This is a genomic window from Streptosporangium nanhuense (assembly GCF_059358815.1).
This window is the reverse complement of record NZ_JCADBG010000001.1, coordinates 886,863-912,638: the sequence shown is the minus strand read 5'-3', so window position 1 is coordinate 912,638 and position 25,776 is coordinate 886,863. Positions and strand designations below refer to the sequence as shown.

Genomic DNA, 25,776 nt, shown 5'->3' with positions numbered 1-25,776 from the left:
GCCCGCCCCGCGACGCCGTCACCGGTCCTCGTAACGGGCCATCAGCGCACGGACCCCGCCGGAGAACAGCGCGGGGCCGATCGCGTCGGAGCGGGCCAGGCCCTCGGCGGTGAGCCGGAGCCGTCCGGGCCCGCCGCTCCCGCCCTCGCCGCTTCCACCCTCGCCGCTTCCACCCCTGGGCGGCGGCGGGGCGTCGCGCTCCAGCAGGCCCCGCGCGGCCAGGCGCTCCAGCTCCGCGCCGAAGTGGGCCTCGGGACCGGCCCCGAAGCGGGCGCGGTAGGCCTCGGTATCGAGGCCGTCGGCCTGGAGCAGCGACTGGATGAGATGGCGGCGGCGCCGGTCGTCGTCGTCCAGCCGGAACCCCACGTTGGCGACCGCGAACTCCCCGGGGGCCAGGCGCACGTAGTCGTCGATGATCGCGCGCACCTGGCCGGCGGCGACCGCGTACTCGTAGGAGTAGTGCAGGCCGGAGGTGTAGGAGCGGGCGCCGCAGCCGAGGCCGACCATGCCGTCGCTCTGGCAGGTGTACTCGGCCGGGCTCGCGCGGCCGGGAAGCCGGAACATCCGCATCGAGACCTGCTCGTACCCGGCGGCGAGCAGGTGGTCGCGGCCCTGGCGGTAGAGGGTGAGGCGGTGGTCGTCCCAGTCGCGGGCGCGGCGCCCGAGGCCGGTGAGCGGGCGGACGTACAGGGGGTAGAGGTAGATCTCCTCGGGCTTCCAGGCGAGCGCGGCGTCCAGCGAGTGACGCCAGGACGCCTCCGTCTGCCCGTCGATGCCGTAGATCAGGTCGATGTTGAGCGCCTCGAACCCCGCCTCGCGGATCCGGCCGAGCGCCGTCTCGACCTCCCGCCGCCGCTGCGGCCTGACCGCCGCGCGGGCCTCGGCGTCGACGAAGCTCTGCACGCCGATCGAGACGCGGGTCGCGCCCCGCTCGGCGAGGACGGCGAGCCGGTCGGCCGTCGCGGTCGCCGGGGAGGTCTCCACCGACATCGGGACGGCCCGCAGGTCGGCGCCCGTGATCCGCTCGGTGAGGTCGAACATCCGGGTGAGCTCGGCGGCGCTCAGGTAGGTCGGCGTGCCGCCGCCGACGGCCGCCGCCGCGAAGCGGGGATCGCCCAGCGCCTCCCGTACGGCGCCCGCCTGGCGTTCCAGCGCGTCGAGGTAGGCCGCGACGAGCTCCTCTGGGGCACCGGTCCTGGTGAACAGGTTGCAGAATCCGCAGCGCATCTCGCAGAACGGGATGTGCAGGTAGAGGAAGAGGCGTTCGACGGGCTCCCCCGCCCACACCTCCGCCAGCGACGGCCGCGGGTCCAGCGGCCGGTAGGCCGTCTTGTGGGGGTACGCGTAGACGTAGCCCTGGTACGGGCTCTCCTCGGCCGGGGCGTCGGCGAGGGGGAGCGCGGGGCGCCCCACATCCGCCGCCCGCGGCGTCCGGCCGGAACCCGCGCTCATCGCCACTGCCCCCGCTCCATCGTGAACTCCCCGTAGGGCACGGTCCAGACGACCTCGTGACCGATCCTGTGCCCGACATATCCGTCTTCACCGTAAGCGGTGCCGTGATCGGAACAGACGATCGCGAATCCCGGCCGCCGGTCGCTCATCAGCGCGAACAGCCTGCCGATGTGCCGGTCGACGTATTCGAGCGCGGCGGCCTGGCTCCGTCGGCTGTCGCCGTGCTCGCGGGTGGCCCCGGGCAGGTGGAACCAGTTGGGCTGGTGCAGCGCCGAGACGTTGACGAACAGGAAGACCGGCCGGTCGGCTCCCGCCACCGCCCGCTCCGCGCGGGCGATCTGCGCCTCGAACGAGGCGGGGGCGGTCACCCCGAACCCCGGCTCCCAGTGGCTCTCGGCGAACATCCCCGGCAGCGCGGACCCGAGCGGGGTCAGCTTGTTGAAGAACCCGACTCCCCCGACGCAGACCGTGTGGTAACCCTCCTTCGCCAGCCCGGCGGGCAGGTCGGCGGCGTCGAACACCCAGGTGCCCGGGGCCGTGGTCTCGCTCCCCGGGAACGCGGCGGCGAACGGGCGCCGGTGCGGCCCCGGCGCGGCGGGCGTCGGCAGGAAACCGGCGAGGAACGCGGCGTGCGCGGCGTAGGTGAAGCTTCCCGGGCTGTGCCGCCGCTCCCAGCGCCCGCCGGGCAGCGCCCGCGCCAGGGTGGGCAGCCGCCCGGCCGCCATCAGCTCCTCCGCCACGTCGTAGCGGAGGGTGTCGAGCGTCACCAGCAGCAGGTCGTGGCTGCCCACCACCTCGTTCATGTCGCGCACCGGACCTCCCCCTTCACTCTCTCACCGGGGCGTACCGGGGCTTGCCGATGATCGTCGGGGTGTATCAGGCCTTGCCCTGCCATGCCCGGCCCCGCCGGGGCGTGGCGGGCGAGGATCGCGCGGACCTGGGCGTCGTAGGTGCCGAGGCCCTCGGCCCCGCCACCGGGCAGGCCCTCCAGCCGGGGGAGCAGGTCTCCGAACGCGTTGACCTCGGCCACCGCGAACTCCCGCCAGTCGACCCCGATCATCAGATCGACCCCGACGGCGAGGCTCCCGGGGAAGCGGGCCGCCGCCCGCGCGCAGATCTCCAGGGCCCGCTCCCACCCCCGGGTGCCCAGGCCGGCGATGACCGCGCTCAGATCACCCCGTACGCCACCGAGGTGGAGGTTGGTCATCGGCCCGCGGCTCGCGCGGACGACCGCGTGGGTGGGCGTGCCGTCCACGACGACCACCCTCAGGTCGATCGCGCGCCCGCCGACGCTCGCCTTGGGAAACCAGCGCTCGACGTGGAGGCCGTCCCGGGCCAGCAGGCCGACGATCGCCGCCAGGTCGGCCTCGTCCTCGTAACACCTGAGCCGCAGGGAGTTGTACAGCTCGCCTGCGGCCAGCTCCGCCGAGGTCACCGCCCTGACCCGGCGGCCCGACGCGTGCAGGGCGATGATCCCGGAGGCCGACGAGCCGTGGGCCGGTTTGACGAACACCCGGCCCCAGCGGGCCTCGCCCATCCGCTCGCGCAGCTCGGCGTAGCCGCCGACCGGCCCCGCGAGGGCCGGCGGCACCGGCACCCCGGCCGCCGACAGCCTGGCATGGCACGACCGCTTGTCGAACATCACCGAGACGTCCTCGACGTCGGCGAGCAGCACGGCCCCCGGCGTCGCGGCCACGGCCCGGCCGACCCGGGCCGCCCCGGCGACGAACCCGGCGTGCCAGCGGGCGCCGCCACCGACCCTGGACGGCTCGCCGGGGCCGCGCAGCAGCGCGTCCGCCTCGGCGTCCTCCCCGGGCGAGTCGATCCGTACCAGCGTCTCCGGCTCGATCCCGATCTCCTCGCCGCGCAGCACGGACGTCCACGGCACGACGGCGGGCTCGTCCAGCCCCTGCCGGGCGCAGGCGTCGGCGAACATGGTCACCCGCCGGTCTCCCGGCGTGCCCACGACGGCGATCGGGGGGACTCGACGGTCGCCGTCGGTGCCACCGACGGCAGTCGCGGGCACCCGCCGATCGCCCGGCCCGCCACCGGCGGCGATCGTGGTCACTCGGCGACCGCGACGTAGCGCCACTCGCCGTCGGCCTCCTTCCGGTCGGACACGTCGAGCTCGACGCCGGGGAGCGCCGCCTCGACGCGCTCGACCATGGCGTCGGTCAGGTAGTGGTGGTGCAGGTCCAGGCGCTTGAGGTGGGTCAGGGGCTGCCCCGACAGCAGGGCCTCGGCGCCCTCGTCGGTGAGCACGCCCATCGACTGGGCGAGCGACTCCAGCCGGGCCACGACGGGCGCGGTGGCGACGAGACCGGCGACCTCGTCCTGGATCTCGCTGTTCTGCAGCCCCAGGTGCCTGAGCGCGGGCAGCCGCTCGCCGGACAGGATGTTCTCCAGGTCGGCCGCGGTGGTCTCGCCGCCGTACTCGCTCGTGCCGAGCCAGGCCTCCAGGTGTTCGAGCGCGGGGAGCTCGCTCATGCCGACGCCCCTGACCACGGAGGCGGGCAGCCCGCCTGCCTCGAAGCGCAGCACCCTGAGGTGCTCGTGCCGGACCGGCCGCAGCTCCAGGCCCGTCCCGCCCCGGACCTCCAGCCGCTCCAGCAGCGGGAAGGACTCCAGCAGCGGCGTGACGTCGCTCTGCTGTATCCAGGAGATCTCGCACTCCTCCTGCGGCATCGCGGCGAAGAAGAGCGAGCGCAGGGCGGGGAAGCGCTCCGCGCTCTCCGCCAGCAGCCGGACGGGAGCCGACGCCTCCTTCTCGTAGGCGTCCTCCCAGCCTCCGATGATGAGCGCCTTGACCTCGGCGGTGTCGACGGTCTCGACGAAGCGCGCGAAGTGCTCCTCGAAGGTCTCCTTGGCGTTGTAGACGCGCACCGAGACACGCCACGCCGCCTCGCCGGCCGGGGGATGGGGGGCGCCGGGGGGACGCAGGCTCACGATGGGCAGGCCCGCGTAGTCTCCCCGGTAGAGGCCGTCGACATCGTCGTTGAACTCGGTGTGGTCCATCGGATGCTCCCCGTGATGCTCGGCTGCGACAGGAACGTCCTACCAGAGGTAAGCGACACTTTCCGGCTGTATTCCCTGGACGGCTGCCCTGCCCTTCCCAGAGCGCTTCCCGGATCCCGCGTGATCACTTATGGAAGCGCTCGCGGGATTCTTCCATGATCGTCCCCATGAGCGCTTCCGTGAGCGCTTCCGTGAGCGATCCCGGGGTCCTTCCGTGACCGCCCCCGGCCGCACTTTCAAGACCGCTCGCGCGGCCCCTTCCGCGACCGTCCCCGAAAACGCTTCCAAGACCGCTCACGGGCTCCTTTCGGGAGCACTCGGCGTCCCCTTCGCGAGCGTGGACGCCGGTCGAACGGGTGTCCGGGGTCGGCGATGATGAACGGCATGGACAACGGGCACATCCGCTTCACCTCCACGACGGGCCGCTGGGTTCTCCTGACCACCGTGCTCGGCTCCGGCATGGCCATGCTGGACGGCACGGTCGTCAACGTGGCCCTGCCCGCGCTCGGTGCCGACCTCGGCGCCGACATGGCGGGGCTGCAGTGGACGGTCAACGCCTACACCCTCACCCTGGCGGGCCTGATCCTGCTCGGCGGATCGCTCGGCGACCGGTACGGCAGGCGCAGGATCTTCCTGATCGGCGTCGTCTGGTTCGCCCTCGCGTCGGCCCTGTGCGGCCTGGCTCCCAACGTGGAGACGCTGATCGCGGCCCGCGCCCTGCAGGGCGTCGGCGGCGCGCTGCTCACCCCCGGATCCCTGGCCATTATCCAGGCCTCCTTCGACAGCGAGGACCGGCCCAGGGCGATCGGGGCGTGGTCGGGCCTGGGCGGGGTGGCCGCGGCCATCGGCCCGCTGCTCGGCGGGTGGCTGGTGGAGACGGCCGGATGGCGCTGGGTGTTCCTGATCAACCTGCCGCTCGCGGCGCTCGTCGTGGCGGTCGCCGTACGGCACGTCCCGGAGAGCAGGAACGCCTCGGCGGGCGGCCGGTTCGACGTCCTGGGCGCGGTGCTGGCGGCGCTGGCGCTGGCCGGGATCACCTACGGCCTGATCGACCTGCAGGTCGTCCCGATCACGGTGGGCGTGCTGCTGGGCGCCGCGTTCGTCTGGCTGGAGATCAGGCGCTCGCCCAATGCGCTCATACCGGTCGAGGTCTTCTCGTCGCGGGTGTTCACCGCGGTCAACGTCGTCACCTTCGTCATGTACGCCGCGATGGGCGTGGTGTTCTTCCTCCTGGTCGTCCAGCTGCAGGTGTCGGCGGGCTTCTCCCCGCTGGTGGCCGGGACCTCGATGATCCCGGTGACGGTCCTGATGCTGCTGCTGTCGTCGCGCGCGGGCGAGCTGGCCAGGCGCTTCGGGCCCCGGCTGCCGATGACGGGCGGCATCCTGGTCTGCGCCGGGGCCCTGCTGCTGATGTCGCGGATCGGCCCCGGCTCGTCGTACGTGGTGGACGTGCTGCTTCCCACGACCCTGTTCGGGCTGGGCCTGTCGGCGGCGGTCGCGCCGCTCACCGCGACGGTGCTGGCCACCGCCGCCGAGCGTCACGCCGGGGTGGCCAGCGGCGTCAACAACGCCGTCGCCAGGACCGGCGGGCTGCTCGCGGTGGCCGCGATCCCCCCGCTGGCCGGGCTGACCGGCGACGCCTTCGACTCCCCCGAGATCTTCACCGCCGGGTTCCACACGACGATGCTGATCAGCGCGGCGATGCTGGGCGCCGCGGCGCTGCTCACCTTCGTCACCATCCGGGAGAACGTCCTGATCCCGTCGGAGCCGAAGGTGGGCTGCCCGGTGACGGCCCCCCAGCCGGGCAAATGACCGTCGGGACCGTCAGAAGGTGAACGCCTGGCTGCGGACGCTGTTGTCGAAGTTGGACACCAGCAGCTCCGGCTCGCCGACCGAGCGGATCTCCGGCAGCCGGGTGAACAGCGCGCGGAACATCGCCTTGATCTCCTGCCTGGCCAGGTTCGCGCCCAGGCAGAAGTGCGGCCCGGGACCGCCGAAGCCCACGTGGGGCTTGGTGTCGCGGGTGATGTCGAACCGGTCGGCGTCGGGGAAGACCGTCTCGTCGCGGTTGGCCGAACCGTAGAAGAGCACGACCTTGTCGCCCGCCTTCAGGTGCAGGCCGCGCAGGTCGTAGTCCTCGGTGACGGTGCGGCGGAACTGCATGATGGGCGAGACGTAACGGACCATCTCCTCGATCGCGCCGCCGATGTGGGCGTCGAAGTCGCCGGCGAGCAGGCGCCGCTGGTCGGGGTTGTCGGTCAGCAGCTTGATGCCGTGCGCCATGGTGTTGCGGGCCGTCTCGTTGCCCGCCACGAGCAGCAGCGTGAAGAACGACCCCAGCTCGCGGTCGGTCAGCCTCTCGCCGTCGACGTTGGCGGTGACGAGCGCCGAGACGAGATCGTTGCGCGGCGCCTGCGCGCGCTCCTTGCCCAGGTTGATCACCAGACGCTGCAGGGCGAGCAGCGCGAGCGTGTTCTGGGCGGCCATCCTGACGGTGTGCGCCAGGCTGGGCCGTACGCCGGAGTAGGCGGTGGAGATGTCGACGTGCTGGTGGACCTTGGCCCGCACGTCGTCGGGGACGCCCATCATGTCGCAGATGACGTGGATGGGCAGCTTGGCGGCCACCTGGCCGACGAAGTCGCCGGGCCCCGAGGCCGTCACGTCGTCGACGATCCGCGCGCACGCGGCGTCGATGTCGCCCTGCAGGCCGCCCAGCATCTTCGGGCTGAACGCGCGGGAGACGATGCGGCGGAGCCGGGCGTGCCGGGGGTCGTCCATGTTGACCATGGACTCGCCGAACACGTGCTTGACCCAGCCGGGCGGCTCGGGGCTGGTCACGCCGGGCTCGCTGGAGAACACCTTGGCGTTGCGGCTGGCCTCCACCACGTCGGCGTGCCGGACCAGCGCGTAGAAACCCTTGCCCGAGCGGAGCAGCGGGACCCGCTTCTCCTCGAAGAACACCGGCTTGTCGAGATCCCGAAGCCGCGCGAACGCCTCATGCCGCTCCTTGAGCGGCCGCCGCCAGAACCCCAGGTCGGCCAGGTCGATTTCCATGGCGTCAATCCTGGCATGCTCTCTACGCGTACCGGCCACGTGGATTTCATGTCCCGGTGGGCCGCGTGTCCGAATCACCGGAAACCATCGCGGGTATGAGAGCCGCGCTCCTCACTTCCGCAGTCCTCGCCTCCCTGCTGGTCCCCGCCTCCCCCGCCTCCCCCGCCTCCGCCGTCTCCGCCGTCTCCGCCGTCTCAGCCTCCCCGGCCGCCTGCTCCGACGTGCCCTCCGACTTCGACGGCGACGGGCGGGCCGATCTCGCGGTCGCCGCGCCCTACGCCCGCTCCGGCGGCCACGCCCGCGCGGGGTCGGTCACCGTGCTGTACGGCATGCGCACCGCGAGGGAGCTGACCCAGGACGACCCCGGGGTGCCCGGCGAGGCCGAGACCGGCGACTCGTTCGGTTCGGCGCTGGCGACCGGCGACTTCGACGGCGACCGCTGCGCCGACCTGGCCGTGGGCGTCTCCGAGGAGGACCGCTCCCGGCCGGGAGAGGACGGCGACGGCGCCGTGCAGCTGTTCCACGGCTCGCCCGGCGGCCTGCGGCCCGGCAAGGTGATCGACGCCGGGGACCTGGGCCGCGAGCGCGGTCCCGGCAGGTTCGGCGCCGCGCTCGCCGCGGGGGACCTGGACGGCGACGGGGACGACGAGCTCGTGATCGGCGCCCCCGGGCTGGGCGGCGGCGCGGTCGGGGTGTACGGGCTCAAGGGGCGCGAGCCGTACATGATCACGCAGGAGACCGGCTGGGTGGGGCAGCGCGAGCGGGAGACCGACCAGTTCGGCGCGGTGCTCGCCACCGGGGACTTCGACGGGAACGGCCGGGCCGAGATCGCGGTGGGCGCGCCCGCGGACACGGTGCTGAGGAACGGCCAGGGCTCGGTCACCGTCCTCGACGTCCGGCGGCGCAGGGCGACCATGCTCACCCAGGACAGCCCCTGGATCACCGGCGTCGCCGAGGTCTGGGACTTCTTCGGCAACGCCCTGGCCAGTGGTGACTTCGACGCCGACGGCCGCGACGACCTGGCGATCGGCGTACCGGGCGAGGGGCTGAGCGCCAACCAGCGGGCGATGGACTACGGCGACGGCACCGTGCACGTCGTCTACGGCTCCCGCTCCGGGCTGCGTACGGCGACCTCCGAGGCCTGGTCGCAGCGCTCCCTGAAGGGGGAGCCGCGCTACTTCGACCGCTTCGGCGCCGCCCTCGCGGCCGGGGACCTCAACGGCGACGGCGACGACGAGCTGGCGATCGGGGTACCGGGCGAGAACGCCGTCCAGGTGCTCGCGGGAACCCGCTCCGGCGGCCTCACCAGGAACCACAACCTGCTGGTCACCGGGAAGGGCGGCGACTTCGGCGGCGCCCTGGCCGCGGTCTCGGGCCGCGGCCTGGTCGTCGCCGCCCCGGGCGACGGCAGGCTCACCCTGCTGCGCGGGAGCGTGCGGAAGGGCTCCTACCCGGGCATCCGCCCGTCGACGGCGAGGACCCTGGGCAGCGCTCCCGGCGACACCCTGTTCGGCTACACCTTCGCGGGCCCGTCCTCCACGCGGTAGAGGCTGGTAACGGCGAAGGACCGCGATGGCCAAAGAGCCGGGAGCGAGGTGCCCCGGATGCCCAGGACTACCTTGCCCGGGCGGCTCGGCGGTCCGCCCCGGACGGCCGCCGACCGTGACGGTCGGCGGAGGTGCGCGGGAAAAGGCCCGGACCAGCTTGATCGACATAAGCCTCCACCTGCGGCGGGAAATGACGGCCACTTAATTCACGCCGCTACCTAAGATGTTGGGCATGTTCGACGTACAGCAGAGGACCGTTCGCGATCTGCGCCGGGGCAATCGGGCGATCGTGCTGCGCGCCCTCTACTTCGGGGGGCCCGCCAGCCGCCAGGAGCTCAGCGAGACCATCGGGCTCAGCGCCGCCACCGTGAGCAACGTGACGGGAGACCTGCTCACGAGCGGGATCATCGTCGAGGCCGGTCTGGCGGACTCCGACGGAGGCAGGCCCCGGGTGCTGCTGCGGGTCAACACCACCCACGGCTACGCCGTCGGCGTCGACGTCGGCGAGACGCACGTGCGCGTCGAGCTCTTCGACCTGGACATGAACCGGCAGGCCAGGGCCGAGTACGCGCTGCGCCCCACCGGGCACGACGTCGACCAGGTCGTCCGCCACATCCTCGCGGGCATCGACGTGGTCCTCGGCGAGAGCGGCGTGCCCAGGGACCGGGTGCTCGGCGTGGGGGTGGGCGTCCCGGGGGTCGTCGAAACGGGGCCCGACGCCCTGATCCACGCCCCGACCTTCGGGTGGGACGCGGTCCCGCTCGGCAGGCTGCTGCGGGCGGGCACCGACCTGCCGCTCTTCGTGGACAACGGCGCCAAGTCGATGGGGCAGGCCGAGCTGTGGTTCGGCGTCGGGCGCAGGGCCAGGCACGCGGTGGTGGTGCTGATCGGCTCGGGGGTCGGCGCGAGCATCATCACCGACGGGGCCACCTACCTGGGGGCCAACAGCAGCGCCGGCGAGTGGGGCCACACGAAGATCATGGTCGGCGGGCACCGGTGCCGCTGCGGCGGGGCGGGCTGCCTGGAGGCGTACGTGGGCGCCAGGGGCATCCTGGAACGTGCCGGGGTCTGGACCGAGACCGTCGACGAGCAGGCCGAGCTGGCCGCGCTGGTGGCCGGGGGCTCCCCGGTCATCGACGAGACCGTCACCTACCTCGGCGTCGGGCTCGCCAACCTGATCAACCTGTTCAACCCCGAGCGGATCATCATCGGCGGCTGGGCCGGGGTGCTGCTCGGCGAGCACCTGCTGACGAGGATCAGGAAGGTCGTCGCGGACAACTGCCTGGCGCAGCCGTACAAGACGGTCTCCATCGGGCTGGGCCGCCTCGGCGTCGACTCGGTGGCGCTGGGCGCCGCCACCCTCGTGATCGAGGATCTCCTGCAGGCGAACCCGGCCCCGAGGACGAACGGCGCCTCCCCGCGCCCCCGGAACCGGGCCGGGATCTGATCCCCGGATCCCGGCCTGCCCCTCGACGGGTCGTCACTGGAAGATGGTGAGGACGGGGGAGATCACCAGCTGGCCGGTACGGGGATCCCAGTGCCTGATCTTGCCGAGGCAGCGCGCGGGGAAGGGGTCGTCGGGCACGTCGCGGCGCAGCCGGCCGGTCTCGCAGGTGACGGTCACCCTCGGCAGGTCGTCGGAGAACTCGGCGGGGTCGCCGTAGGGGGCCGAGAACGTGGTCGTCGTCTCGGATCTGGCGGTGACCCTGAACCGCCCCATGACCGAGACGAAGGTGAAGGGGTCGAGTTCGTGCAGCTGGGCCGCACGTACCCGCTTGGCTCGCTTGCCGTGGGTCCGCTCCAGCGCGTGGTCCAGGCCGACGCTGGGGGCGAGCGTACAGTTGAAGAGGTCGACGTACACGATGTCGTTCGCGTCGTCGAGCGCACGGGTGATGCGCCCGATGACTGTGATCGGCCCCTCGTCCTTGATGGATTTGATGAGCTGCTCTCTCTGGTTCGCGGCCGTCACCTCCGTACCCACCTGAGAGAAGCCGCCCTTCACCTTCCCGCCGAGGTTGCGGCGGATCGTCTCCTGGACCGAGCGCTGCAGGTCCGGATACTTGTCCTCCTGCAGGTAGAGGTCCATGGCGGTGTCCTCGTCGAGGTAGAAGCAGCTCCCCGGCCTGTGCCTCCTCCCCCAGGCCGACCGGTGGCGGCGTGCGGTGATCAGGTACGCCGCCCAGGACCCCACCGCGACGAGGACGGCCCCGCCGGTGATCAGTTGCCACAACGACATCCATGCCTCCAGAGCTCATCGGCAGCCACGGGTCTCCTTGAAGGCCCGGTCCAGCGAGGACGCGCCGGCGTCCACCATGCGCCCGCCGGTCGCCTTGGCCACCCGGTCCAGTTCGGCCGGGTCGGCCTCGCCGAAGCGGATGGTGTACGTACGCACGGCCTTGGTCTCCGGCGGCAGGTTCTCGTGCCGGCTGAGGAACTCCTTCAGCCCGATGCCGGCGTTGTTCAGGCCGTCGGTCATCAGCACGATGGTGACCGGCCGTCCCGGGTCGGCGCGCCTCAGTTCGCCGGCGCGCCCGTAGGCGTGGTCCAGCGCGGACCACACGGCGGTGTGCCGGTCGAACCTCTCGGTGGCGAGGAACCCGCGGATGGCGTCGACGTCGTGCGGGCCGGCGATGGTGAAGCCTCGTTCCGCCTGGACGTCCTCGCCGAAGCGCATCAGGATGAACCTCTCGCCCCGGTAGAAGCGCACGAACTTGCCGATGGACGAGCGGTCGTCACCGCCGAGCCCCTCGAAGGTGGATCGCAACGCCTTGATCCGCGTGCCCTTCATGGAGCCGGAGTAGTCGAGCACGAAGATGACCTGGCCCGCCGGCCTGGCGCCCGGTTCGTAGTCGGCCAGCAGCCGGTCGATGACCTTGGGGCGATCCGGGAAGTACAGCGCGTTGCCGATCTCCGCATCCAACCGCACGTCCCGGGTCACGGCAGGGTCGACGGGGCGGCGCAGCGTGCGCTGCATGATCTTCCGCTGCGTGTCCGCGCGGGTCAGCCACGCCACGACCCTGTCGTAGGCGGCGCGGCGCGCCGGATTGAACAGGAGCAGCGGGTACTTGGACAGCACGATGCCGTCCTCGGGATAGACGATCTCCAGCGGCTCGCGCAGCCTCCCGCTCGCGTTGAGGGACAGCAGCGTCGACTCGTACTCGATCAGCGCGTCGGCCTTGCCCTGGTCCGCGACGAACGTGTCGACGAGCCCGTCCGACGACGCCGCGGTGAGCGTCTGGCCGAAGAACAGCCCGCGCAACCGGTCGCAGGTGACGTCCTGCGGACGCAGCGCGCTGCCGGTGCCGGCGGCGGCGGTGGCCACGCCGACCAGGGCGGCCAGCCCGCTGTTGGCGTGGCGCGGGTCGGCCATGCCGAAGCGCACCAGCCCTTCGGCCGCGCCGTCCGCGATGTCCGCCCAGGACAGCTTCGGGTCCGGCGCGCTGCGGCGGAGCCGTTCCGCGGTCCGCGGCCGTACGCCGAAGACCACAGGTGACATCATGATCTCGGTGGACAGGGGTCGCAGCCGCCTGCCCGACTCCTGCAGCTTGAGCTGCAGGTAGCGGTCGTCGGACAGCCAGGCCAGGTCGTGGTCGGCGTCGCCCTTGGCGAGCGAGTCGGAGGCGTCCACGGTGCCCCGGTGGTCGAGGACGACCTCGATCCCGGTGTCGCGCCGGAGCTCGTCGAGCAGCGGGCGCATGTCGGCGAGCTCGGAGCTCGCCAGCACCCGCAGCCTCGTGTCCGGCTCGTCCGGGGCGCAGCCGGTGCCCACGATCAGCATCGCGCAGGCCACGAGACCGGCGAACGCGCGCGGACGTCGTCTCGTCATTCGCACCCGCCGACGTCTTCGAGCAGGTCCTCCAGAAGGTTCAGCTCCGGCAGTTCCGCCCGGGTGTAGTCGGTGCGCTCGTCGGGCCTGGGCACGACGCGGTTGTCGAGCAGCTGGAAGAGCCGTTTGGTCCCGGTGGTGTCGGTGTCGTCGATGACGCGGAAGCCGAGCTCCGCCATGCGCCGGCGCAGCGCGGAGTCGGTGAGCAGCAGCCAGCCGAGCCGGTCACCGGCGCCCGGTTTAAGCGAGATGTATCCCGGATCGGTCTGGAACTCCTGCTTCGGGTAGAGCAGCACCCGCTCGTTGTCCGGACGCCCGGTACGGCGCCGGTGGGCCTGCTGGTAGGCGAAGAACTGGTGCTCGTACACCACGACGATCGGCCCCTGGCTCTTGCCTTCCGGTGTGATGTAGATCAGCCAGAGGTCCGACTCCGGCATGCCGGTCGCGACGATGAGCGGCTTGACTTTCTCCGCGATCCGTTTCACCTCGGCCTTGGTCTGCGCCGGCTGGTTGTCGTTCTCCACGAAGGCGACCAGGCCGAGGTAGGTGGCACCGGAGTTGGACCGGCACACCCCGGCGGTCTGGGCGAGTACGCGGTTGCCGTTGGTGATGCTCCTGCCGTCCGGGTCCGTGTACCTGTCGATCCCGATGTCGTTCCAGGTGTTTCCGCGCTTGCCCAGCTCGACGAATTTCGCCGTGTCCAGGGTGTAGTAGAGCGCCTGGTCGGGCCCGCCCGAGTGGCGATCCGCGACGCCGTTCCCGACCAGGGTCTCGGCGTACTCGCGGTAGCTGGCGAGCACGATCGGGCTGCTGAAAAGACGCGTCGTGCGGGCGTACAGACCCTCCTTGCGGCGGTGGCTGTTTATCCGATCCGCCGCCGGCTGCCCGGACGGGAAGGCGAAGTCGTAGTACTGGATCTTTTGACTGGTTACCTCGTCCACGACTTCACTCGAGCCGCGCGCGGTGACCTCGACCCGCATGTTGTGCTTCAGCAATAATCGCTGGACTTCCTCGTCGTTGAAGAAGTCCTGCTTCGAGGCCATGATGCCGCGGACCGTGACGACCGGAGTGCCCGCGACGAGCAGATTCACCACGCCGAGCAGGGCGACGCAGGCGGCGATCACCGACAACCAGCCCAGGGGCGAATGCCAAAAGGGAAGCTGGCGGGGAACGGTGAGTGAAGGTTCTTCAAAGACGTGCGAGAAATCGGCTGTCATCGCAGCTCCTTGCACCACTTTCGCCTACATCCCAAGCATATGCGCCAACACCCGACAAAGGGGGCAATTTCAAAGGCTGTTGCCGAATTGAATGTTCAGCGGCGAAATGAAGCGGCCCGGATCCGATGAAGGCCGTATGCGGGCGGAAACAGAACCCGGGCTTCAAATCCGGCCTCCGGGTCCCGGTGACCCGCGGGTTCCGGTCCGATCCACGAATTCCGTTCCCGGTCCCCGCACCGGTCCCCGTTCCCGGCCCCTGTCCCGGTTTCCGGGACAGGGGGCGTCGGGGATGTCGGGGATGTCGGGAACAGGGTCAGCGGATGCGCGTACTGGCCTTGATCTTGCGCTTGATCTCCTTGCGGAGCTCGCGAATGCCGGCGTCCGCGTCGGACGTGGCGATCACCCCGAACGAGGCGGTGGCGGTGCCCCGGCGCGAGCCGGCCCAGGCCCGGATCCGCACGGTCGTCGAGTCCCCCTTGTCCAGGGAGGTGATCCAGCACGACAGGCTACGGCCCTTGACGGAGCACTTGACGCTGCGCGGCTTGGAGATCACCCGGATCTTGCGGAAGCGTTTCGAGAAGTCCCCGACGAGCGCCACGTAGTGCTGGCCGCGGGCCTTCCTGTTGCGGACCTTGACGGAGTAGACGAGGGATCCGCCCCGGTGGACGTGCTTGGGAAAAGTGATCACGTACCCGAAGTCGGCGAGCGCCGCGGCGGCGGGCGCGACCGCGGGTGCGGCGGATAAAGCGGATGGAGTGAATAAAGCGGATGGAGCAGATGGAGCGGATAAGGCGGATCCGGCGGCTGTGGCGGGGGTCGGGGAAAGAAGGGTGCCGCCCAGCGCCGCGGCGAGAGCCGCGGCGGTGAGCCTCGTGGCGAGGGGACTCATAAGCGGCATCATCCAATAAATCTATTGAAATTCCTCTCACGTTTCAGGTGAGTGCCGCCTGTCCTGACGGCACGTTCCAGGTCAGGGCCGCATGTCCTGACGGCATGCTTCATATCGATACCGCATGTCCTGGTCCGCACGCCTCGGATCGATGCCATCTGTCCTGACCGGCACGCATCAGGTGAGGGCCGCGTGTCCTGACCGCACGCCTCAGGTGAGGGTCGCGTGTCCTGACGGCACGCCTCAGGTGAGGGCCGCGTGTCCTGACGGCACGGTGAAGCGGGCGCCGGTCTTGGCGGGGGCGCCGCGCCTGCTGATGTAGTCGAGCGTGCGGAAGTCCGCGCGCAGTTCCTCCTGGGTGACCCGGCAGACGATGTAGCCGCGCCGCTGGTCGAGATAGGAGATGTGCGGGTTTTCTGCGACCGTCTCGGCGATCCGTCCCTCGTCCCGGTAGCCGTCGCCGTCGCTGGCGATCGAGGAGGTGACGAGTTCCACGGCCACGCGGGGCGAGTCAGGGTCGTCGAAGTCGAGCCTCAGGTCCGCCGCGTGGTGCATGTGCGCGTCGCCGGTCAGCACGACCGGATTGGCGGCGCCCGAGTCGCGGAAACCGGTCAGCAGGCGGGTGCGCTCGGCGGCGTAGCCGTCCCAGGAGTCCATGTTGACCTCGGTCCCCGGCCCGACCTTGGAGTCGCGCTGGGCCATCAGGATCTGCTGGCCGACCAGGTTCCAGTGGGCGTCCGAGCTCGCGAGGCCGTCCAGCAGCCAGCGCCGCTGGTCCTCGCCGAGCAGGGTGCGGCCGGTCGCGAGCCGGTCGTCGCAGCCGGACCGAAGCCCGTCCTCGCACGCCTGGTCGTCGCGGAACTGCCGGGTGTCAAGCAGGTGGAAACGGGCCAGCGGCCCCCAGTCGACCCGGCGGTGGACCCGCATCGCCGCCCCTCCGGGCACGCTCGTCCTGCGCAGCGGCATGTTCTCGTAGTACGCCTGGAAGGCGTTGGCCCTGCGCCGGGCGAACGCGGGGGCGCCGGAGCTGGAGACGTCCCCCGCCCAGTTGTTCTCGATCTCGTGGTCGTCGAAGGCCACCAGCCACGGCGCGACCGCGTGCGCCGCCTGCAGGTCGGGGTCGCTCTTGTACTGCGCGTGGCGCATCCGGTAGTCGGCCAGCGTGGCGCACTTGCCCCAGGTGTGCTGCCGGACGCTCCCGCCCAGCGCGGTGTACCCCTGGGGGCCGTACTCGTACATGTAGTCGCCCAGGTGCACGACCAGCTCCGGGTCCTGCTCGGCCAGCCTGCGGTACGCCGTGTAGAAGCCGTGCTCGTAGTGGGCGCAGGCGGCGACGGCGAAGGTCAGCGCGGACGACACGGACACTGCGGACGCGGCGGACGGGGCCGTACGGGTGCGGCCGGTCGGCGACAGGTGGCCCTCGGCGCGGAAGCGGTAGAAGTACTCCCGGCCGGGCTCCAGGCCGTCGACCTCGACGTGGACGCTGTGCGCCCGTTTCCAGCGCGCGCTCTCGGTTCCCTTGCGGACCACCTTGGAGAACCGCTCGTCGGTGGCGAGCTGCCATTCGACGTCCACGTCCCTGACCGGCATGCCACCCCGGCCGTTCAGGCCGAGCGGGTCGAGGGCGAGCCTGGTCCACAGCACGACGCCGTCCTGCGACGGGTCGCCGGAGGCGATGCCGAGGGTGAACGGGTCGCGGGCCAGGGCCCGGGAGGGCATCCGGGACGGGCCGAGCCCCGCCCCGGTCAGCAACAGGCCGCCCGTACCCGCGGCGGCGACGGAAAGGAACACTCTGCGTGACGGCTTCTGCTCCACGCCATCAGTGCACCCGCTCCAGCTTTCCCCGTCGTGACCTGCGAATCAAGGCGAGGTGAACAGCCGCCGCACAGACGAGTGCCTTACCCACGGTGATTGAACAACGGCCGACCTGCGGGCGACATCACGGCGAAGGACCGGCCTCCCGCCGGTGGCCGCGGCACCGGAGCGTGTGGTCGCGGAAGGTCAGCTCAGGTAGGGCTTGAGGTGGGGGGTGAGGGCTCCGCAGCCCAGGTATTTCTCCACGGTGTGGAAGTCGATCCAGTCGAGGTCGACCATGGACTCCTGGTCGATCCCGGTGAAGCAGGCCCTCAGCCCCGGCGGGATCGCCGCGATGTCGTCCTTGTCGGCGATGTTGACCCACCGCTTGACCTTGCGGGGACGCTCGCCCCAGCCGTTGACCGGGGCGGGCGCCAGCCGCTCGAAGATCACGTTGCGCATGCCGAGCGGGCTGCCGAGGGTGATCAGCAGGTCGACCTCCAGGTCGGGGTTGGCCCAGAGCGTCTCGTACGTCACCACGCTGCCCAGCGAGTGCGCGATCACCACCTTGGGGCGGTTCCGCCTGATCACCTCGGCCACGGCCGCCCGGCACCTGGCGCGCGTCTCGCCTCCCGCGGTCATGTAGGCGGCGACCTCGGGGCAGAAGAACGCGGCGAAGTCGGCGGCGTTGACCTCCAGCCGGTCCAGCAGCCAGCCGGTCATCCGGTGCAGGGCGCCGGTCAGCCCCTCCCCCACCGTGTCGAGCTGCTTGGCCCAGGCGACGAAGACCTCCTGGGCGCCGGCGTCCATGCTCCGCACCGCGCGTACGGAGTCGTCCTTGCGCTCGCCCAGCAGGTGGGCGTAGTAGGCGATCTCGGTGACGTAGCGCTCCTTGGCGTGCGGCCTGCCGCCGGTCAGGCCCTTGTGCAGGTAGCGGTCCCACTTGTCGCGCATCGCGAGGGCGGCGCCGCCGACCGAGTTGCCCGCGTCGCGGTAGTAGCGGTACTTGCCGATACCGTGCACGCCGACGATCGTGTTCATACGCCCCCGCCTCCTGCTTCGGATGCCCTGTTCTCGCGGATGTTTGGCCACATGTGCTTCCGGGCAAATGTGTGCCCCCGGGCAACTGTGGCGGAAGGGAACCCCGCGCCACAAGGCCGGGACGGCTCAGGTGGCGGCTCGAAAATCATCAATAACCACAAACTGGGCATAAAACCATTTGATCCGCGCTTGTGGCTCCTCGGTACGCTGGAAACCCGCACACCCCCGTGAGAAGGAAGTCATCGCCATGCCCGGTCCGCTCCAGATCAGCGGTTCGGTCTCGGTCCCCGAGGCCGAGCTCGGCTGGCGGTTCTCCCGTTCCTCCGGCCCCGGCGGCCAGGGGGTCAACACCACCGACAGCCGGGTCGAGCTCAGCTTCGACCTGGCCGCCACCGAGGCGCTGGGCCCGGTCTTCAAGGCCCGCGCCCTCGAACGCCTCGGCCCCCGCCTGGTGAACGGTGTGATCACCATCGCCGCCTCGGAGTTCCGCTCCCAGCTGCGCAACCGCGAGGCCGCCGAGATGCGCCTGGCCCAGATCCTGCGCGAGGCGATCGCCCCGCCGCCCAAGAAGCGCCGCCCGACCAAGCCGAGCAGGGGCGCGGTCGAGCGGCGGATCGCCGCCAAGAAGCAGCGCTCCGACCTCAAGCGCCTGCGCAGGGACCACCACTAGAGCCCGCCGCCCACCGCCTCCGCGAGGTGGCGGGCCGACAGTCCCGTACGGGAATCCCGGGGCCCGGATGCGGGTCGTGCCCCCGGGGCGGTGACACAATGGCCCCATGTCCGCCGTGCCGAGTGTCCGCGCCGTCCTCCTCGACGACGACCAGCTGGTGGTGTTCCGGCGCACGGTCCCCGGCAAGGAGCTCTACTGGTCCATTCCCGGCGGCCACGTCGAGCCCGAGGACGCCTCGCTGGAACACACCCTGCACCGCGAGGTGATGGAGGAGCTGGGCGCCGTCGTCTCCGGTGTCACCCCGCTGACCACCCTGGAGTGCCTGCGCGACGAGGGGGTCAAGACCCAGCACGTCTACGGCTGCCGCCTGGTCTCCATGGACCCAGCGCTGCGCTGCGGCCCGGAGTTCGACGACCCGGCCCGCGGTGAGTACGAGGTGGTGCGGCTCCCGCTCGACCCGGACGAGATCTCCGCCATCAACATCGTCCCCCCGGAGCTCGGCGCCTACCTCGCCGGCGCCGTCACCAGGCTGCCCGGCCTGATCGCCTGAGGGCCCCGGACCGGGATCAGCGCCGCTCGCGGACGTAGAGGCCGAACCACGAGTAGCCGAAGTCGTCGGTGGACCGCAGGGTGAAGTCCCGGTTGGCCATCAGGGCCAGATAGCGCTCGTCGTCCTCCACGAAGTCCCTGCTCTTGTGCTTCCTGCCACCGGTGACCAGCCAGACGCGCTCGACACCGTCCAGGGCGGCGGTGAACTGCGCGGCGGTCCTCGGCGCGCGCCGGCCGGGGGCGTGGGTGAGGTCGCGCAGGTTCCGGTACGCCTCCCCGTACACGGCGACGAACAGGCGCCGGTTCTCCCCCACGTAGAGCACGGCGTCACCGGGACGCTGTCTGGCCAGCAGCGTGGCCGCCATGTCGCGCAGGTTGTCGGGCCGCCTGTCCGGCTCGCGGATCGTCAGGTGCGCCGGGACGGTCAGCGCCGCGACGAGGACCAGCCCGGCCCAGCCCAGTGCCCGGGGGCGCACGGCGTTCAGGCCCGCTCCCGCCAGCAGCGCCACGGCGGGGACGGCGAAGAGCACGTATCTCGGGTTGAAGACGGGATGGACGGTGGAGATCGCCATGGACACGAACGGCAGCAGCGCCCAGGGCAGCGCGACCGCCGCCGACCTCCTCCCGGCGAACACCCCGAGGAGCGCGAGGGCCACCAGGAGCAGCGCCACCCCCACGGTGCCCGCCACCTCCTCCCCGAACCAGGCGACGTCGGTGAGCTTCGACGGCTTCAGCCACGACAGCTGCGCCTCGCGCTGACCGGCCGCCAGGAGCGCGAGCGGGGCGACCCCGGCCGCGGCCACGACCAGCCCCGCGGCGAACCACACCACGTCGGGCCGGGCCGACGACGACGGCGGCGACGACGACGGCGGCGGCGCGGACGATGACGACACGCGCCACCACAGCACCGTCACCACGTGCGCGACGACCAGGAGCAGCGCGTAGACGTGGAACCAGCCGAGCAGCATCAGGCAGGCCCCGTAGGCCACGTACCACCGGCGGCTCGATCGACGCGTCGCCTCGACCAGCACCCAGGTGGCCAGGACGGCCACCGCCGTCACGATCGCGTAGCTGCGCGCCTCCTGGGCGTACCGGCTCACCATCGGCAGCGCGACGTAGAGCAGTCCCGCGAGGAGGCCCGCCCCCTGGGTGGCGAGCTTCCTGCCCAGGACCGTGACGCCGTACGCGGCGGCGGCCGTGGCGACGACCGAGGGCAGGCGCATGGCCAGCTCGCCGGTCGAGAACGCGGCGACCGGCCGGAGCAGGAGGTAGTAGAGCGCGTGCACCCGGTCGATGCTGTCGAGCAGGTGCCACAGATCGTCGACGGGCATCGCGGCGGCCATCGCGCTGACCGACTCGTCGCGCCAGAAGGAGGGCGTGGTGATGCCCCAGAGCCCGGTCGGCAGGGCCGCCACCGCCGGGATCGCCTCCGGCAGGCGGGAGCGGACCCGGCCCTTCTCCTCGACCTCCACGACATCCGTCACATCGCGCTATTTCACACCATGAACGCGACCGACGCGATGGCCCGGCGGAATCCTCCCGGCCGGGGAGGGGGCAGGGCCGGGAGGGGCGGAAAGGGGCCGGGAGGGGTCGCCTCGGTGCGGAGCCCCTCCGGAACTCTCCTGGCCTGGACCTCGCCCGCCGGTGGTCAGTCGGGACGGGACAGGAACGTCAGGACCTCGTCCACATCCTGGTAGATGGCGTTCGACGGCAGCTTGGGGTTGGTAATCGTCTTGGACAGCATCTCGATCCGCTGCTCCAGCCCGCTGTGCCCGGGACTCTCCCTCAGCATTTCCTCCAGCCGGGTGAGCAGCGCCTCGGCCTCCCGCAGCGCGTCCGGCCGGAACAGGCCCTTGGCCTCTCCTCCGGCGAGGAAGGCGTGCTTCTCCATGGGCTGCTCCTGGTAGACGGCGAGGGCCAGCGTCTGGGTCAGGTAGGACTCACCGCCCTCTATGTATCCGTGATCCTGGTTCAGCGCGAACAGCGTGGCCTGGAAGTAGCGCGGGTCGTCCTTCTCCATCGGCGGGAGGGCGGACAGCTGGGAGATCAGCCAGTACTGGTAGTTGTGCGTGTTCTCGTGCACCAGGCTGTCGATCACTTCGTCGAAGTCCTGCCACGCGGGGCAACCTTTGTTGATGTAGATGGTGCCTTCCTGGCGTTTGAAGAAGGCCAGGGTCACGGCCCATCCGTTCGGCGTGTGCTGGTTCAACTCGTTCGCCAGGACGATCTCCGGCTTCCCGCCGGGGATGCCACGTTCGGCGCACTGGATGTCGCGGGCCTTCTTGAGGGCGGCGAGCCTCTCGTCCGAGTTCAGCGTGGACCACTTCCGGCACTCGTCCTTGAGTTCGCTTTTCAGCCTCGCCAGGATCCGGGCCCGGACCTCAAGGTCGTGCTGGGCGAACCTCGGGTCGAGATCGAGCGACAGGTACAGCTTGCACAGGGCCCTGCCGAAGGAGGCGGCGGCCTGGCCGGTCAACGCGGGGTAGTTGGCGACGATGTAAACGATCAGTTCCTGCATCCTGGCCGGGCTCAGGCCCTCGGCGCCCTCTTTCTCGATCTTCTCTACGGCACTCAGGTCGTCCTGGAAGCTGGCCACATCGTCAATGGTGAACCCGTAGGTCTGTTTGATCCTGTCGGTGAGGTCTCCGCTCGCGACGGCCTCCTGAAACTTGTCGAGGATGTCGCGCCTGCGCAGCGGATACAGCTTGAGCGCGTTCATGACGGACAGCACCAGTTCCGCGATGGATTCCTGCTCCTTCTCGAGCTTCGCCCGCGCGATCAGGTAGTCGGCGTCGCTCAGACCTTCCCGGCTGTCGAGAGCGTCCATCCCGTCTCTCAACGGTTTCAGGACGTCGCCCGCGGGAAACTTCGCGAACTCCTCAAGGACCTCGCTCAACACTTTGACCGCGACGGCCCTGTCCGTCTCGGACTGGAGGACGGGCGCCGGACCACTGCCCCGCTTGGTCTTGTTCGACAGGGACAGCAACAGCTCCTCGAAGGACTCCTCGCTGTTCTCCTCCTCGGACTGGAGGACGGGCGCCGGACCACTGCCCCGCTTGGTCCTGTTCGACAGGGACAGCAACAGCTCCTCGAAGGACTCCTCGCTGTTCTCCTCCGCCGTGTCGCGCGGGCTTCCCGGCGGGCTTTCCGGAATCTGGGGCACGTCGCCGAAGGAAGGGGGCCGCCCGGGGGAGCCGTCGACGGACGTCTCGGGCTTCGTGCCGGTCGATTCGGGCTGGGGCCGGGGCAGCCCCGAGGGGCCGTTGGGCGAGTTGCGGCGGATCGACTTCTGCGGCGGTTGCAACGTGTCGGTTCCTTCGTGTGCGACGCGGTGATCCGACGCCCCGGTCACGGCGGGTGTCGGCTCGGTGGGCCGATCGGTTTCGGGGCGGCGTCGCGCGGAGCCCGCTCGTCACCCTCGGCGCCGAGGTGGCCGTCGAGGACCAGGTGGTCGTACGGCTCGGCCCGCCCGGCGAGGGCCGGTCGACGCGAACCGGCCGCGCGGGGTTTCGAGATGGGGCGACTCGGTGGAAGCGGTGACCGCGTTCCCTGGAACGTTCCGGATCCCGGGCCGACGGGAGGTGCCGTCGATACGTGCGTACCCCTGTCAGCGGTTGGATCAACAGGAAAGAAGCGTGATGCCATTTGTATGACTATGAGCGGCAGTAGCGTATCAACTGCAAATAAATCCGACCATAGAACTGGGCCGAACACGAAAGGGCTCAACGCCCGGCGCCCAAAGGGACCGAGGCGTCAGTCGATCATCCCGATCAGGTCCGCGACCGAGTCGACCACCATGGACGGGCGGAACGGGTAGCGATCGACCTGGTCCCTGCTGACGACCCCGCTGAGCACCAGGATCGTGTGCAGCCCGGCCTCCATGCCGGAGACGATGTCGGTGTCCATCCGGTCACCGATCATGGCGGTGCTCTCGCTGTGGCCGTCGATGGCCCGCAGCGCGCTGCGCATCATCATCGGGTTGGGCTTGCCCACGAAGTAGGGCTCCACCCCGGTCGCCTTGGTGATCATCGCGGCGACCGCGCCGCAGGCGGGCAGGGACCCCTCGTTCGACGGGCCGACCGGGTCGGGGTTGGTGGCGATGAACCGGGCACCGCCCTCGATCAGCCTGATCGCCCGGGTGATCTGCGTGAAGCTGTACGTGCGGGTCTCGCCGAGGACCACGTAGTCGGGGGCGATGTCGGTCAGGACGTAGCCGATCTCGTGCAGGGCGGTGGTCAGACCCGCCTCCCCCACCACGTACGCCGAGCCGCCGGGGCGCTGGCCGTCCAGGAACTTCGCCGTGGCCAGCGCGGAGGTCCAGATCGACTCCGGCGGGATCTCCAGACCGGCCGCGCGCAGCCGTACGGCCAGGTCGCGCGGGGTGTATATCGAGTTGTTGGTCAGCACCAGGAACCGTTTGCCCGACTCGCGCAGGCGCCGGATGAACTCGTCCGCACCTGGCACGGGGTGCCCCTCGTGAACGAGGACACCGTCCATGTCCGACAGCCAGCACTCGATCGGCTTGCGCTCGTCCACCGTTCTCCTCTGTTCCGGCCGGGTACGTACCGAAACAAGGATGACAGGGCCGGACGGTTCGCGCGTCACCAGACCCGCACATCGGGACGTCGCGGAGGTGAACGGTCGCGCGCGCGGGGGCCCCGGGTCCACCTCGCGGCCCGCCGGCCGGTTCGCCGCGTGCCGCGGCCCGGGTGCCGGTCAGGGGGCGAGACCCTCCAGCGCCGCCTCCGCCCGGCGCATCGACTCCTCGGGGTCGGCGTCGGGCGACCCGATCTCCGGGTCGAAGTTGAGGTCGTGGAAGACGTCGGTGACCCCCCTGGCCGCGAGCTCGCCGACGTCGCGCCGGATCTCCTCGAACGAGCCGGTCAGCGGGGTGCGCCCGGCCGCGCCCGGGGCCCGGACGCGGGTGACGCCCCGGGTGACGAAGCGCAGCGCCTCGGGGTCGCGCCCGGCGGCACGGGCCGCCTCCTTCACGATGGAGATCCTCTCTCCGATGCCGTCGAGGTCCTCGCGGCTCGAACTGATCCAGCCGTCCGCCAGCCGCCCCGCGCGCCTCAGCGCCACCTCGGCGGAACCGCCCAGCAGGATCGGCGGCACGACCCTCGGCTTGGGATCCTGGTGCACGGGGGGCAGCTCGTAGAACTCGCCCTTGTGTTCCACGGTCTCCTCCGTCCACAGGCGCCGCAGCAGCGGGACGTACTCCTCAGCGCGCCGCCCGCGCCGCTCGAACGACACCCCGGAGGCGGTGAACTCCTCGGGCAGCCACCCCAGGCCGAGCCCCACGTCCAGCCGCCCGCCGGAGACCTCCTGCAGGCTCGCCAGCTGCTTGGCCATCAGCGCGGGCGAGGCGAACGGCATGTTGAGCACCGCCACCCCCAGCCGGACGCGGCTCGTCAGGCCCGCCAGGTAGGCGAGCGTGACCACCGGGTCGTGCACGCTGCGGTAGGTCGGGCCCATGGCGTGCCCCTGCGGGTAGAGCAGGCGCTGGAAGGTCCACAGCCCGTGGTAGCCGAGCTCCTCGGCCCTCCGGGCGACCCGCGCCATGTTCTCCGGCGTCGCCCAGGACCCCGACACCGGCACCGCGAAACCGATCCTCATGCCTCGCACTTTATGCCTCCGGTCGGCCGGGGCCGCGGCCGGTGGTTCACTTACCGGATGGACAGCGAGGACCTGATCGACGAACTGCGCCGGATCGGCGCCCGGTACGGCGGCGCGCCCGGCACGGTGCTGCCGACCAGGCCGGACGTGATCATCGTGCGGGCCGGTTCCGTCGTGGTCAAGGCGCACGCGCCGGGGGCGGAGCGGGAACCGCTGGTGGAGCGGATGCGGGCCACCGCGCACCCGGCGCTGCGCGGGATCATGCTCGAACCGGTGACCGAGGAGGTCATGACCGCCGGGGACCGGCTGGTCACCGTCTGGCCGGCCGGGACTCCGGTGGACCACGCGGACCCGGACGCGGCGCCCTGGGAGGCCGCCGCCCGGCTGCTGGCACGGCTGCACGCCGTGCCGGCGCGGGCGCTGCCCCCACTGCGGGCCGCGGGGGGACCCGCACGGGTGGCCGCGACCGTCGCCCGCCTGGGCGACCGCTCCGCCGCCGAGCTGGCGGTACGCCGGGCCTTCACCTGCCTGCCCTCCTCCCCTCCCCCTTTCCCCTCCCCTCCCCCCTCCCCCGGCACGAATCCCGGTGACTCCTCCGGTACGGCTCCCGGCGGCGCTTCCGGCGGTGCTTCCGGCGGCACTTTCGGCAGTGCTTCCGGCGGTGCTTCCGGTGGCGTGACGCACGGCGACTGGCACATGGGACAGATGGTCCGCGCGCCCGGCGAGTGGATCCTCATCGACATCGACGACCTGGGCGTCGGCGACCAGGCCTGGGATCTGTCCAGGCCCGCCGCCTGGTTCGCGGCCGGGCTGCTGGAGCCCGAGGTGTGGCACCGCTTCCTGGGGGCCTACCGCGCCGCGGGCGGGGTCGCCGTCCCGCCGGACGGTGACCCGTGGGGACGGCTGGAGGTTCCCGCGCAGGCGATGACCGTGCAGCTCGCGGCGGCGGCGGTGGCCGCGGCGGGGCGGGAGGGGCGCCCGCTGGACGAGGTGGAGGAGGTCCTCGTCGAGTCCTGCCTCAGGATTGTCCGGCATCGAAGCGCCTGCCATAGTGTGCCCACGCAGTAGGTTGTGGTTACTCGGTTACCACGCCAGAACAAGGAGAC

General features: G+C 71.3%; 21 protein-coding genes. 6 read left to right on the top strand and 15 right to left on the bottom strand.

Annotated features, from left to right (window positions below; genetic code table 11):
• Positions 1-18: 18 nt before the first annotated feature.
• From AC5L38_RS03780 to AC5L38_RS03765, 4 genes are read right to left on the bottom strand one after another with little or no spacing between them, the layout of a single operon-like run.
• The gene (locus AC5L38_RS03780) at positions 19-1,452 is read right to left on the bottom strand and encodes an STM4012 family radical SAM protein (RefSeq protein WP_495241322.1); all 1,434 of its coding nucleotides are present in this window, start codon (positions 1,450-1,452) and stop codon (positions 19-21) included.
• Positions 1,449-2,255 (bottom strand): STM4013/SEN3800 family hydrolase, encoded by an 807-nt coding sequence (locus tag AC5L38_RS03775; protein ID WP_495241544.1) that lies wholly within the window; start codon positions 2,253-2,255, stop codon positions 1,449-1,451. Before AC5L38_RS03775 ends, AC5L38_RS03780 begins: the two co-directional genes overlap by 4 nt.
• Entirely contained in the window at positions 2,252-3,478 is a 1,227-nt protein-coding gene (locus AC5L38_RS03770) for an STM4014 family protein (RefSeq protein ID WP_495241543.1), read from the bottom strand. The genes AC5L38_RS03775 and AC5L38_RS03770 overlap by 4 nt, the downstream gene beginning before the upstream one ends.
• Positions 3,479-3,516: 38 nt before the next feature.
• Positions 3,517-4,467, bottom strand: a complete 951-nt coding sequence (locus AC5L38_RS03765; RefSeq protein WP_495241321.1) for an STM4015 family protein — start codon at positions 4,465-4,467, stop codon at positions 3,517-3,519.
• A gap of 384 nt (positions 4,468-4,851) precedes the next feature.
• On the opposite strand from AC5L38_RS03765, the gene AC5L38_RS03760 reads away from it, so the two are divergent.
• Complete coding sequence (locus AC5L38_RS03760; RefSeq protein ID WP_495241320.1) at positions 4,852-6,279, top strand: MFS transporter; 1,428 nt, start codon at positions 4,852-4,854, stop codon at positions 6,277-6,279.
• Positions 6,280-6,291: 12 nt separating this feature from the next.
• Here AC5L38_RS03760 and AC5L38_RS03755 read toward each other — a convergent pair whose 3' ends face one another.
• The gene (locus tag AC5L38_RS03755) at positions 6,292-7,521 is read right to left on the bottom strand and encodes a cytochrome P450 (RefSeq protein WP_495241319.1); all 1,230 of its coding nucleotides are present in this window, start codon (positions 7,519-7,521) and stop codon (positions 6,292-6,294) included.
• 95 nt (positions 7,522-7,616) lie between these two features.
• On the opposite strand from AC5L38_RS03755, the gene AC5L38_RS03750 reads away from it, so the two are divergent.
• Entirely contained in the window at positions 7,617-9,068 is a 1,452-nt protein-coding gene (locus AC5L38_RS03750; RefSeq protein WP_495241318.1) for an FG-GAP repeat protein, read from the top strand.
• 232 nt (positions 9,069-9,300) lie between these two features.
• Positions 9,301-10,515, top strand: a complete 1,215-nt coding sequence (locus AC5L38_RS03745; RefSeq protein WP_495241317.1) for an ROK family protein — start codon at positions 9,301-9,303, stop codon at positions 10,513-10,515.
• Positions 10,516-10,548: 33 nt separating this feature from the next.
• Here the strand turns inward: AC5L38_RS03745 and AC5L38_RS03740 are convergent, their stop codons facing one another.
• From AC5L38_RS03740 to AC5L38_RS03715, 6 genes are all read right to left on the bottom strand, one after another.
• Positions 10,549-11,304, bottom strand: coding sequence for a hypothetical protein (locus AC5L38_RS03740; RefSeq protein WP_495241316.1), 756 nt, complete (start codon positions 11,302-11,304; stop codon positions 10,549-10,551).
• A gap of 15 nt (positions 11,305-11,319) precedes the next feature.
• Positions 11,320-12,894, bottom strand: a complete 1,575-nt coding sequence (locus AC5L38_RS03735) for a substrate-binding and vWA domain-containing protein (RefSeq protein WP_495241315.1) — start codon at positions 12,892-12,894, stop codon at positions 11,320-11,322.
• A complete protein-coding gene (locus AC5L38_RS03730; protein WP_495241314.1) occupies positions 12,891-14,111 on the bottom strand; it encodes a hypothetical protein in 1,221 nt (406 codons plus the stop codon). Before AC5L38_RS03730 ends, AC5L38_RS03735 begins: the two co-directional genes overlap by 4 nt.
• Positions 14,112-14,424: 313 nt before the next feature.
• Positions 14,425-14,799, bottom strand: coding sequence for a hypothetical protein (locus AC5L38_RS03725; protein WP_495241313.1), 375 nt, complete (start codon positions 14,797-14,799; stop codon positions 14,425-14,427).
• Positions 14,800-15,243: 444 nt separating this feature from the next.
• On the bottom strand, positions 15,244-16,791 hold the full coding sequence (locus AC5L38_RS03720) for an alkaline phosphatase D family protein (protein WP_495241312.1): 1,548 nt from the start codon (positions 16,789-16,791) through the stop codon (positions 15,244-15,246).
• 210 nt (positions 16,792-17,001) lie between these two features.
• Positions 17,002-17,835, bottom strand: a complete 834-nt coding sequence (locus AC5L38_RS03715) for a hypothetical protein (protein WP_495241311.1) — start codon at positions 17,833-17,835, stop codon at positions 17,002-17,004.
• Between the two features lie 247 nt (positions 17,836-18,082).
• On the opposite strand from AC5L38_RS03715, the gene arfB reads away from it, so the two are divergent.
• Together arfB and AC5L38_RS03705 are read left to right on the top strand one after the other, a co-directional pair.
• Positions 18,083-18,505: an alternative ribosome rescue aminoacyl-tRNA hydrolase ArfB gene (arfB, locus tag AC5L38_RS03710; RefSeq protein ID WP_495241310.1), complete on the top strand. Its 423-nt coding sequence runs from the start codon at positions 18,083-18,085 to the stop codon at positions 18,503-18,505.
• Between the two features lie 106 nt (positions 18,506-18,611).
• Positions 18,612-19,055: an NUDIX hydrolase gene (locus AC5L38_RS03705; protein ID WP_495241309.1), complete on the top strand. Its 444-nt coding sequence runs from the start codon at positions 18,612-18,614 to the stop codon at positions 19,053-19,055.
• Between the two features lie 16 nt (positions 19,056-19,071).
• On the opposite strand, the gene AC5L38_RS03700 is transcribed toward AC5L38_RS03705, so the two are convergent.
• The 4 genes from AC5L38_RS03700 to AC5L38_RS03685 all read right to left on the bottom strand — a co-directional run bounded on the left by AC5L38_RS03700 (position 19,072) and on the right by AC5L38_RS03685 (position 24,670).
• Entirely contained in the window at positions 19,072-20,538 is a 1,467-nt protein-coding gene (locus AC5L38_RS03700; RefSeq protein WP_495241308.1) for a glycosyltransferase family 39 protein, read from the bottom strand.
• A 164-nt stretch (positions 20,539-20,702) separates the two neighbouring features.
• The gene (locus AC5L38_RS03695) at positions 20,703-22,358 is read right to left on the bottom strand and encodes a hypothetical protein (RefSeq protein WP_495241307.1); all 1,656 of its coding nucleotides are present in this window, start codon (positions 22,356-22,358) and stop codon (positions 20,703-20,705) included.
• A gap of 449 nt (positions 22,359-22,807) precedes the next feature.
• On the bottom strand, positions 22,808-23,590 hold the full coding sequence (locus AC5L38_RS03690) for an HAD-IIA family hydrolase (RefSeq protein ID WP_495241306.1): 783 nt from the start codon (positions 23,588-23,590) through the stop codon (positions 22,808-22,810).
• A gap of 180 nt (positions 23,591-23,770) precedes the next feature.
• The gene (locus AC5L38_RS03685) at positions 23,771-24,670 is read right to left on the bottom strand and encodes a TIGR03619 family F420-dependent LLM class oxidoreductase (protein ID WP_495241305.1); all 900 of its coding nucleotides are present in this window, start codon (positions 24,668-24,670) and stop codon (positions 23,771-23,773) included.
• A gap of 57 nt (positions 24,671-24,727) precedes the next feature.
• Between AC5L38_RS03685 and AC5L38_RS03680 the strand changes: the two genes are divergently transcribed.
• Positions 24,728-25,738: an aminoglycoside phosphotransferase family protein gene (locus AC5L38_RS03680; RefSeq protein ID WP_495241304.1), complete on the top strand. Its 1,011-nt coding sequence runs from the start codon at positions 24,728-24,730 to the stop codon at positions 25,736-25,738.
• The last annotated feature ends 38 nt before the right edge of the window (positions 25,739-25,776 follow it).